Origin of the sequence: Mucilaginibacter aquariorum (genome assembly GCF_024498135.1) — a bacterium.
GTDB classification, from domain to species: Bacteria; Bacteroidota; Bacteroidia; order Sphingobacteriales; family Sphingobacteriaceae; genus Mucilaginibacter; species Mucilaginibacter aquariorum.
The window spans coordinates 110,326-120,753 of sequence record NZ_JANHOH010000013.1; the positions used below are offsets into that span (position 1 = coordinate 110,326).

The 10,428-nt window shown below is 43.1% G+C and carries 9 protein-coding genes; all 9 read left to right on the plus strand.

All coding sequences use genetic code 11. The features are described from left to right. Positions 1-263 precede the first annotated feature (263 nt). The 9 genes from NPE20_RS25540 to NPE20_RS25580 all read left to right on the plus strand — a co-directional run bounded on the left by NPE20_RS25540 (position 264) and on the right by NPE20_RS25580 (position 10,302). Positions 264-596: a hypothetical protein gene (locus tag NPE20_RS25540; protein WP_256541548.1), complete on the plus strand. Its 333-nt coding sequence runs from the start codon at positions 264-266 to the stop codon at positions 594-596. Beyond that, on the plus strand, positions 575-1,396 hold the full coding sequence (locus NPE20_RS25545) for a sensor histidine kinase (protein WP_256541549.1): 822 nt from the start codon (positions 575-577) through the stop codon (positions 1,394-1,396). The genes NPE20_RS25540 and NPE20_RS25545 overlap by 22 nt, the downstream gene beginning before the upstream one ends. Next, the gene (locus NPE20_RS25550; protein WP_256541550.1) at positions 1,365-2,003 is read left to right on the plus strand and encodes a response regulator transcription factor; all 639 of its coding nucleotides are present in this window, start codon (positions 1,365-1,367) and stop codon (positions 2,001-2,003) included. Before NPE20_RS25545 ends, NPE20_RS25550 begins: the two co-directional genes overlap by 32 nt. Before the next feature lie 29 nt (positions 2,004-2,032). Further along, positions 2,033-3,103 carry a PA0069 family radical SAM protein gene (locus tag NPE20_RS25555; RefSeq protein WP_256541551.1) on the plus strand — a complete coding sequence of 357 codons (1,071 nt, stop codon included), beginning with the start codon at positions 2,033-2,035 and terminating at the stop codon, positions 3,101-3,103. Positions 3,104-3,151: 48 nt separating this feature from the next. Continuing rightward, on the plus strand, positions 3,152-3,706 hold the full coding sequence (locus tag NPE20_RS25560) for a DNA-3-methyladenine glycosylase I (RefSeq protein ID WP_256541552.1): 555 nt from the start codon (positions 3,152-3,154) through the stop codon (positions 3,704-3,706). A 173-nt stretch (positions 3,707-3,879) separates the two neighbouring features. Further along, positions 3,880-6,690 (plus strand): DNA polymerase I, encoded by a 2,811-nt coding sequence (gene polA / locus NPE20_RS25565; protein WP_256541553.1) that lies wholly within the window; start codon positions 3,880-3,882, stop codon positions 6,688-6,690. 648 nt (positions 6,691-7,338) lie between these two features. Beyond that, a complete protein-coding gene (locus tag NPE20_RS25570; RefSeq protein ID WP_256541554.1) occupies positions 7,339-8,763 on the plus strand; it encodes a glycogen synthase in 1,425 nt (474 codons plus the stop codon). Continuing rightward, a complete protein-coding gene (locus tag NPE20_RS25575; RefSeq protein ID WP_256541555.1) occupies positions 8,760-10,022 on the plus strand; it encodes a glucose-1-phosphate adenylyltransferase in 1,263 nt (420 codons plus the stop codon). The genes NPE20_RS25570 and NPE20_RS25575 overlap by 4 nt, the downstream gene beginning before the upstream one ends. Positions 10,023-10,098: 76 nt before the next feature. Beyond that, positions 10,099-10,302, plus strand: coding sequence for a hypothetical protein (locus NPE20_RS25580; protein WP_256541556.1), 204 nt, complete (start codon positions 10,099-10,101; stop codon positions 10,300-10,302). Positions 10,303-10,428: the final 126 nt, after the last annotated feature.

Sequence of the window (10,428 nt, forward strand, 5' to 3'; positions counted from 1 at the left end):
CATCGGTTATAAAATATAAGGCACTTAAGCATACCAGGTACATTTACTTTATACCATACTTGTTTTTTATCCTGATCTATGAATTTGGGTCAATAAAAAACTGGTTCATAATTAAACAGAGTAATCTTTGGATAACTAATATTACTCTGTTTATTTTCTTCTTGTTCTACAGTGTTTTTATACACGGCTTAATTAAAACAGAGAGATTTAAGGTATGGATAAAACGTTTTATTGTTATATCTATACTTTTCTCTGGTATAAATATGGCATTTATACAAGGCTTTTGGAACTTAGATACCATTACCATTTTGCTGCAATTTGCCGTTCTTATAGCTATTACCTGCCTTTACTTTTATGAGCTGATGAACTATACAGACAAAGAGTTAAGGATTCTACGGCTTCCGGGTTTTTGGCTAAATACGGGGCTGTTGTTTTTTTGCCTTGGGCAGTTTTTATTTTACTCGTCCTTTGCTTACATGGCGTACAAAAAAAATTACGACTATTACGTTTTACACCTGGTGCTATCTAATATCGCGAATGCCATTTTATATTCCTTTTTAACTATATCGTTTTTATGCATAAGGACGAAGAGCTAATAGTTTTAATAATTGCAGGCACAATTATGCTTTTATTATTAGGGATATTCATCATCAGTTTTTTGTTTTTTTATCAGAAAAAACATAATCAGAACGCGATAGATAAGGAGCATTTGCAAGTGCGGTTCCAGCAGGAGTTGCTGAAAACCCAGGTTGAAATGCAGGAGCAAACACTCAATCACATTAGTCGCGAGATCCACGACAACATTACCCAGGTGTTATCTTTTGTAAAACTAAACCTGGCCATACCGGCGAAAGCCACACGCGAGCAAGCCGAACAAAAGATAAGCGAAAGCCGTAACCTGGTTGCACAGGTAATAAATGACCTGCGCGATCTGTCTAAAAGCCTTAGCTATGAGCATATCGTTCAGCTTGGCCTTGTAAAAACTATTGAAATAGAGGCCGGGCGGATAAATAAAAGCGGCATCATTGCTATTGAATTGGCCATAGGCGGCGATGCCCATAACCTGGGCGAACAGCGCGAACTGGTACTGTTCCGCATTTTCCAGGAAGCGCTTAATAATGCCCTTAAACACTCGGGCGCAAAACAGTTAAAGATCAGTTTGGATTATTTTGATCATTTGTTTAATTTAACCATTCGTGACAACGGGGTGGGTTTCTTAGTTAATGCGCTGCCAGATGGTGGCTCGGGCTTAAGAAACATGGTGAACAGGGCTGCCTTAATTGGTGCCGTTGCTGTTATTGACAGCGCGCCAGGCAAGGGTTGTTGTATTAAAATTGCTATAGACCCCCTTACACAAAACATAAATGCCAACGGAAACCACAATAGCCCTGGTTGATGACCACCGCCTGTTTAGAAGCGGTATGGTATCATTAATACACAGTTTTACCGGCTATAAAATTCTTTTTGAAGCAGGCAACGGTGAAGAGCTTACGCGTAAAATATCCCCCAAGTTTAAACCCGATATTATTTTGCTGGATATAAATATGCCCGTTATGGACGGCATAAGCACAGCGCAATGGTTACGTAAAGCCTATCCAGAAATAAATATCATTATCCTATCGATGTTTGAAGATGCCGAGAAGGTACTTGCCATGGTTAAGATAGGGGTTAAAGGCTATCTGCTTAAAGACGCCGAACCACATGAATTTGAACAGGCACTAAAAAAAGTTACACAGGGCGAGATCTACTACCCCGAATTTGTTACTCGCCACCTGGTCCAAAATTTTAATAAACATGATGAACAGGTTAAACTGAATAGCCGCGAAATTGAGTTTTTAAAACTGGCCGGTACCGAACTTACCTACAAAGAAATTGCCGATCAAATGTGCATCAGCGCCCGTACTGTTGACGGCTACCGCGACCAGCTTTTCGAAAAATTGCAGATAAAAAGCCGCGTAGGGCTTGTGCTTTATGCCATAAAAAATAATATGATAGAGTTGTGATTTGCTAAAATAATTAGCAAATTTGTTCTATGTCACACGAAGAAAACCCCGAGTTTTTTAAGGGACGCGGCGCACAGGTAAACACCCACAACAAGTTCCTTAAAAATAAGTATGTATTAGAGCATATTGAAGGCTTAGATGAGCAATTGCTGGAAAACACGCATACGCAGCTTTTTGAAGAGAACCCCAAAAAGATAGTAAGCGAATCTAACAGCCCCGATCTAAGCCATATGTTCTCTATTAACCCCTACCAGGGATGCGAGCATGGTTGTATATATTGTTATGCGCGCAACAGCCACGAGTATTATGGCTTTAGCGCCGGGCTTGATTTTGAGCGCAAGATCATAGTGAAACGTAACGCGCCCGAACTGCTCGAAAAGTATTTTAACAAAAAAGGTTACGAGCCTGTCCCTATTGTGCTATCGGGCAATACGGATTGCTATCAGCCTATTGAGCGTAAACTGAAAATTACCCGTGGGCTTTTAGAAGTTTTTCTGAAATACCGCAACCCGGTAAGCATTATCACCAAAAATAATGTGGTGCTGCGCGATATAGATATTTTAAGCGAAATGGCCGGCATGAACCTGGCGCATGTAAACATATCTATCACCTCTTTAAATGAATCGCTTCGCCAAAAACTGGAGCCACGTACGGTAACGGGTATGGGCCGGTTGGCCGTTATTCAGAAACTTTCGGAGAAGGGCATACCCTGCAGGGTAATGGTAGCGCCTATCATCCCCGGCTTAAATAGTAGCGAGATCCCCGATATTATAAAAGCCGCGGCTGATAGGGGGGCGCTATCTGCAGGGTTCACCATTGTTAGGCTCAATGGCTCCATTGCCGATATCTTTACAGATTGGGTACACAAGGCTTTCCCTGAGCGTGCCGATAAAGTGCTGAACATGATCAAGGCTTGCCACAACGGGCAGTTAAACGACAGCGATTTTGGCCGCCGCATGAGCGGCGACGGGCATGTTGCGCAATCAATACATCAGTTATACCGCATGGCTTGTGTTCGTTTCCTGTCTGGCCGCGAAATGCCACCGTATGATCTCACTTTGTTTACACCAAAGGGCGGAAAGCAAACCAGTATGTTTTAGCGCCGTCTTTACTATTAACTGAATAACAGAAGTTTAATATATTTACCTATGCCAACAAAACAAATAACCCGCTGCGGCTGGTGTGGTACCGACCCGCTTTACATGAAATATCACGATGAAGAATGGGGGAAGGTAACACATGATGACCAAGTACTGTTCGAGTTTTTAACGCTTGAATCGGCACAAGCCGGCTTAAGCTGGATAACTATTTTGCGCAGGCGCGATAATTACCGCAAGGCATTCGCCAATTTTGATGTAGAGAAAGTGGCTAAGTTTACCGAAAAGGATCAGGAACGGTTACTACAGGACGAGGGCATTATCCGTAACCGCTTAAAAATAAACGCGGCTATAAACAATGCCAAACTGTTTATCGAAGTGCAGAAGGAGTTCGGCTCGTTCAATAATTACCTGTACAGCTTTATGCCCGATAATAAACCCATCATCACCTATACCGGGCCACACGTAAGCACACCGGAGTCTGACGCGATAAGTAAGGACATGAAAAAGCGCGGCTTTAAATTCTTCGGCACCACTATTTGCTATGCCCACATGCAGGCAACAGGCATGGTTAACGATCATATCCCGGAGTGTAGTTTTAGATGATAAAAAGCGCTGCCTATGCGATTCCTTCCTTGGGGAAGGAGGAGGTAGGGGTTAATTAAGCGCGGCAAACCCTCCCTGCCCTCCCGGGTAAGGAATTACAAATTTGATGCGGATAGACTAACATAAATCGTATTTTTGAAATCATACACCAATCGGTGTGATCATAAAATAATATGAAGAAGCTTTTTCTATTGGATGGTATGGCCCTGATATACCGGGCACATTTTGCTTTAAGCAAAAACCCGCGTTTTACCTCGGCGGGCTTAAATACTTCGGCTGTTATGGGTTTTACAAATACCCTGCTCGAGGTTCTGCGTAAAGAGAAACCTACACACATGGCCGTGGTTTTTGATACCGATGCCCCAACAGAACGCCATACCGAATATGAAAAATACAAGGCGCATCGCGAGACAATGCCCGAAGATTTGAGCAAAGCTTTGCCTTATATATTTAAAGTAGTACTGGGTTTTAACATCCCGCTTATTACATCTGACGGTTACGAAGCCGATGATATCATTGGCACACTTGCCAAAAAAGCCGAACAAAAAGGTTACCAGGTTTACTGTATGACACCCGATAAGGATTTTGCGCAGCTGGTATCAGAAAATATCCGCATTTACAAGCCCGCCCGCATGGGTAACGGGATGGAGATATTGGGTGTAAAAGAAGTGCTGGAGAAATGGGAAATTGAGCGCCCCGAACAGGTGATTGATATCCTTGGCCTTTGGGGCGATGCCGTTGATGGCATCCCCGGCATCCCCGGTGTTGGCGAAAAAACAGCCAAAACATTAATTAAACAATACGGATCTGTAGAAGAGATCATAGCACACAGTCACGAGCTAAAAGGTAAGCTGCGCGAAAACGTAGAGCAATATGCTGAACAGGGCTTGTTGTCGAAACGACTGGCAACTATCAATCTAAACTCGCCGGTTGAACTGGATGAGGCCGGACTGGAAATGTGCGCACCAAGCAAAGACCTGCTGGAGCCACTATTTGCCGAACTGGAATTTAGAACACTGGGCCGCCGTGTATTTGGCGATGATTTTAGCATCACCGAAACCCGCGCCGTATCGGTACAAACCGATCTGTTTGGCAACCCGGTTGCCGATGGCCGTACAACACTCGAAGTTGATGTACAGGATATTTACGAAGCGCCAACGCCGGTAGACATCAAGAATATTAACACCATTGAGCACGAATACATTTTGGCCGATACTTTTGAGAAACGTGCCGAACTAATCAATATCCTAAAGCAACAAAAAAGCTTTTGTTTTGATACCGAAACCACCGGTACAGACGCCAATCAATGCGAGCTGGTAGGCCTATCATTCGCGGTGAAGCATTACCAGGCCTGGTATGTACCAGTACCTGTTGATGAGCAGGAAATTATAAAGATTGTAGCCGAGTTTAAACCGGTATTTGAAGACCCCAATATTGGCAAAATAGGGCAGAACCTGAAGTTTGATATATTGATGCTGAAATGGTACGATGTGGAAATGAAGGGCGACTTGTTTGATACCATGATGGCTCATTACGTTATTGACCCAGATACCCGCCATAATATGGATATCCTGTCAGAAAATTACCTGCAATACAAGCCCGTTTCTATCACCGAGCTTATTGGCCCTAAAGGCAAAAACCAGGGCAATATGCGTGATGTAGAGATAGAAAAAATAAAAGACTACGCCGCCGAGGATGCTGATGTTACCCTGCAGCTAAAAACTGTTTTCGAGCCTAAGATAAAAGAAGTAGAGGCCGAAAATCTGTTACATAATATTGAGAATCCGCTAATATATGTGCTGGCCGATATCGAGCATGAAGGTGTACGTATTGACCACGAAACATTAAAGGAGTTCTCGAAACTACTGGAAACGGATATTGCCGTACTGGAAAAAACCGTATTTGAAAAAGCAGGCGTGCGGTTCAACATCGCATCGCCAAAACAACTGGGCGAGGTATTGTTCGAAAAATTAATGCTGGACCCGAAAGCCAAAAAGACCAAAACAGGCCAGTACCAAACCGGTGAAGATGTACTGTTATCCCTTGCCGCGAAAAGTGATATTGTGAGGGATATACTGGATTTTCGCCAGTTGCAAAAGCTAAAATCTACTTATGTGGATGCATTGCCTACGATGGTGAACGCTAAAACCGGCCGCATACATACCAGTTACAACCAGGCAGTAGCAGCTACGGGCAGGTTAAGTTCTAATAACCCAAACCTGCAAAACATCCCTATCCGTACCGAGCGGGGCCGAGAAGTAAGGAAAGCATTTATCCCGCGCGATGAAAACCACAGCATTGTATCTGCCGATTATTCGCAAATAGAGCTGCGCATAATCGCCGAGATAAGTAAAGACCCCAACATGCGCCAGGCCTTTATCGATAATATCGATATTCACACAGCTACCGCAGCTAAAGTGTATGGTGTAGGTATTGACGAGGTAGATACCACACAACGCCGTAATGCCAAAGCGGTAAACTTTGGTATTATTTATGGGCAGTCGGCATTTGGTTTATCACAAAATTTGGGCATCCCGCGTAAAGAGGCTGCCGAGATCATAGAGAATTACTTTGCCCAATACCCGGGCATCAAACAATACATGGCCGACACGATGAACTTTGCCCGTGAGAACGGTTACGTATGCACCCTTATGGGGCGTCGCCGTTATCTACGTGATATCAACTCTGCCAACCAAACAGTACGCGGTTTTGCCGAACGAAATGCCATCAACGCACCAATACAAGGCTCGGCGGCGGATATGATCAAGATTGCTATGATCAACATTCACCGAGAGTTTAAAGCTCTTAAGCTTGATGCCCGCATGACCATGCAGGTACATGATGAGTTGGTTTTTGATGTGCCCAACCACGAGATAGAGATCGTAAAACCTATTATCCTGGAAAAAATGAAGAATGCCATTAAAACCGAAGTACCTATAATGGTAGAGATAGGTACAGGGTTGAACTGGTTGGAAGCGCATTAAGTATAATTAGGTATGTCAGTCTGAGTTATAAAATCCCGTGGCCTTTGAAGGTACCATGATATATCTTTGAGGAGCCATTCAGTGGTGACCTGTATTATAGTGCTTGCGCCGAGTTTGGATTTAATGGTGACGTTATTTTGTCAGCACCTTATTTTCAATAGCCCTTATTATCAGTTATTTGTGAGTTAACGATGGTGTTCACGGCCGTGAACGTGAACACTTCTCACACCATTTAATAACAATTGTCATGGTAGCTTGTCGAAAACTTATGCGTTATGCATGATCGTTAATGATTGGACAAGCTCACAATTGTAGTTAAAGCACGGTTTTTTGGCTAAAGCCGGATTTGCATGTTTTACATCCGTCCCATAAATGGGGCGGCAATGAATGCACCAGCATCTTTCCGTCATTGCCGTTGGCTTCAGCCAACGGAATAGTAGGGGCGCATTGGGCTTTAGCCCAAGCCCACCTCCAAACATCATTAACAATTTCACAAAAACCCCTACTCCCTAATTCTCATTTATGCTGATATTGTAATTATTGCGCTTTTTTAATTAAATAATATCACTTTTTTAAACACATTTTTCCAATTATGTGTTTGTTCATTTGGGGAAATGTTTAGTACCTTAAACCATTATATAATCCTGAATGAGAATTTTTCACCTGAGTGCCGAGTGTTACCCTGTTGCTAAAGTTGGGGGCCTTGCCGATGTGGTTGGCGCGCTGCCCAAATATCAGAATTTGGCAGGGTTGCAGGCCGCTGTTGTTATGCCTTATTACAATCGTAAGTTTGTACACGAGAACGCGTTTGATATTGTTTTTCAGGGCACTACATTATTAGGCACACGCAGGATCTATTTTGAGATTTTAAAAGAACAAACCGATACGTTGGGCTTTGAGCTATACCTGGTAAAAATACCGGGCCTGCTGGATAGGGAAAATGTTTATAGCTACCCGGACGAAAAAGAACAGTTTATTGCCTTCCAGATAGCGTTTTTGGATTGGATAAACTGGAGCGGCCAAACGCCCGACCTGATCCACTGCCACGACCATCACTCGGGCCTGGTGCCGTTTATGATGTACCACTCGGCATTATACCGCAGGCTGGCGCATATCCCAACCATATTTACTATCCATAACGGCCAGTACCACGGCGCTTTTGGTTGGGAAAAATTAAACTACCTGCCCGAAATCGACTTTTATAAAACAGGCCTGCTGGACTGGAACGGGGCAATTAACCCGCTGGCTTCGGCGGTGAAATGCTGTTGGCGGTTTACCACTGTATCGCCAAGTTATTTGCAGGAATTAAGCATAAGCTCTAACGGGCTGGAATATCTGTTCTATGTAGAACGGGATAAAGGTACGGGCATTATCAACGGCATTGATACCGAGGTATGGAACCCCGAAACTGACCCTATGCTACCCGAGCACTTTAACCCCACAACGGTTACAAAAGGCAAACAAAAAAATAAAGAGATATTATGCGAACGCTTCGGCTTATCAGTCGATAAACCATTGATAGCCTTTATTGGCCGTTTAGTTAGCGAAAAAGGTTCGGATGTGTTGCCTGCCGCTATCGAAAGAAGCATAAAAGAGCATGGCGATAATGTTAACTTTTTAATACTCGGTGCCGGGGATAGTGCTACAGAATTATCCTTAAGCCTGCTAAAACAATTGCACCCTCAAAACTGCAACGTATTCATTGGTTATGACGAATCATTGGCGCACCTTATTTATGCCGGGGTCGATTTCCTGCTGATGCCATCGCGCGTGGAGCCTTGTGGGCTAAACCAGATGTACGCCATGCGTTATGGTACAATGCCTATGGTAAGAAGCACAGGCGGTTTAAAAGACACCGTGATTGATTTTGGTGAGGAAGGCGGTTATGGCATACGCTTTGCCAACGTAAGTGTTGATGATATTTGCGTATCGGTTACCCGGGCGGCTGTGCTGTATAAAGATAGCCGGAAAATACAAACACTGCGCAAACGCATGATGGCCCTTGATTTTTCGTGGGACAGGTCGGCCAAAGAATATATGAATTTATATGAAAGTTTAATTCCTAAGATATGACATCAAAAGTAATCAGCATTGTACTTGGAGGTGGCCAGGGCAGCCGTTTGGCACCACTTACATTAACCCGTTCAAAACCGGCAGTGCCAATTGCTGGTAAATACCGTTTGGTGGATATACCCATCTCCAACTGTTTGCATTCGGGTATCAGTCGCATATTTGTGTTAACACAATTCAACTCGGCATCGCTTAATAAACACATTAAAAACACGTATCACTTTAGTACGTTCAGCACTGCCTTTGTTGATATTTTGGCCGCTGAGCAAACGCCTACAAGCGGTGGTTGGTTTCAGGGTACTGCAGATGCTGTAAGGCAAAGCTTGCACCACCTGGCTACACACGAGTTTGAGTATGTGCTGATCCTATCGGGCGATCAGTTGTATCAAATGGATTTTGAGGAAATGATACAAAAGCATATTGATACCGGTGCCGATATTTCTATAGCCACCATACCGGTGCATGCTAACGATGTGCCTGGCTTTGGTATCCTTAAAACAGATGAGGATAGCATGATAACCTCGTTTATTGAAAAACCCAAAAAGGATTTTGAAAGTTGGGCATCTGATGTAAGTGATGAAATGAAAGCCGAAGGTCGCGTTTACCTGGCATCAATGGGTATATATTTGTTTAACCGCAAACTGTTATTTGAGCTGCTGGAAGGAAACGATCACCCTGACTTTGGGAAGGAAATCATCCCGCAAGCCATCACCGGCCACAAAGTATTAAGCTATCAATATGAAGGATATTGGACAGATATTGGTACTATCTCATCTTTTTTTGAAGCCAATTTGGGTTTAACGGATGACATACCAATGTTTAACCTGTTTAATAAAAACCAGATCTATACCCGTGCGCGCATGTTGCCGCCTACCAAAATATCGGGTACACTGATAGATCGTTCTATTATTGCTGATGGATGTATTATTAATGCCGCCCACATTATTCATTCCCTTATTGGTATCCGTACCCGTATTGGTGTTGCCAGCGAAATTGAAAGTTGCTATGTAATGGGTAGCGATAATTACCAAACGCTTGAAGATATAGCCATTGCAAAAGCCAATAACGAGCCAATTATGGGTATTGGCGATAGGTGTTCTATCAAAAATGCAATCATTGATAAAAACACTTATATAGGCGATGATGTAAAAATAAACTGTGGCGAACCGCTTCCTGATGGCGATTTCCCAACCTATACGGTTACCGATGGAATTGTTATTGTGAAGAAAAGAGCGGTAATTCCAAGCGGCACAGTAATTTAATTTAAAAGATAGTGGAATAATTGGCAGTTAATTTGCGTTAGATAGAAAGAAACTAAAAAACTTAAATTAACTTGTTATGAAAAAGACTATCTGTATGATCGCGATTGCCGCCATCTCATTTGGTTGTGTAAATGCATTTGCTACCACACCGGTACAGCAAACACAGCAAGATTCGACTAAGAAGAAGAAAGACATGAAGAAGATGAAGAAAGACAAAAAGATGTGGAAAGACAGCACTAAGAAAGATAGTGCCAAAAAAGACACCGGGATGAAAATGTAACTCTGAATCGTCCTGAAATAAGTTGACAGATTTTACGATAGTCCCAGTTACGAGAGTAGCTGGGATTTTTGTTTATAAACACTTTGTGGTGTTTTCATTTTCAAAGATAAGTGTGGCCGGCGATTG

Coding starts and splice junctions, on each gene's coding strand:
- NPE20_RS25540 (WP_256541548.1), top strand. CDS start 264: ATGGCATTTATACAAGGCTTTTGGAACTTAGATACCATTACCATTTTG.
- NPE20_RS25545 (WP_256541549.1), top strand. CDS start 575: ATGCATAAGGACGAAGAGCTAATAGTTTTAATAATTGCAGGCACAATT.
- NPE20_RS25550 (WP_256541550.1), top strand. CDS start 1,365: ATGCCAACGGAAACCACAATAGCCCTGGTTGATGACCACCGCCTGTTT.
- NPE20_RS25555 (WP_256541551.1), top strand. CDS start 2,033: ATGTCACACGAAGAAAACCCCGAGTTTTTTAAGGGACGCGGCGCACAG.
- NPE20_RS25560 (WP_256541552.1), top strand. CDS start 3,152: ATGCCAACAAAACAAATAACCCGCTGCGGCTGGTGTGGTACCGACCCG.
- polA (WP_256541553.1), top strand. CDS start 3,880: ATGAAGAAGCTTTTTCTATTGGATGGTATGGCCCTGATATACCGGGCA.
- NPE20_RS25570 (WP_256541554.1), top strand. CDS start 7,339: ATGAGAATTTTTCACCTGAGTGCCGAGTGTTACCCTGTTGCTAAAGTT.
- NPE20_RS25575 (WP_256541555.1), top strand. CDS start 8,760: ATGACATCAAAAGTAATCAGCATTGTACTTGGAGGTGGCCAGGGCAGC.
- NPE20_RS25580 (WP_256541556.1), top strand. CDS start 10,099: ATGAAAAAGACTATCTGTATGATCGCGATTGCCGCCATCTCATTTGGT.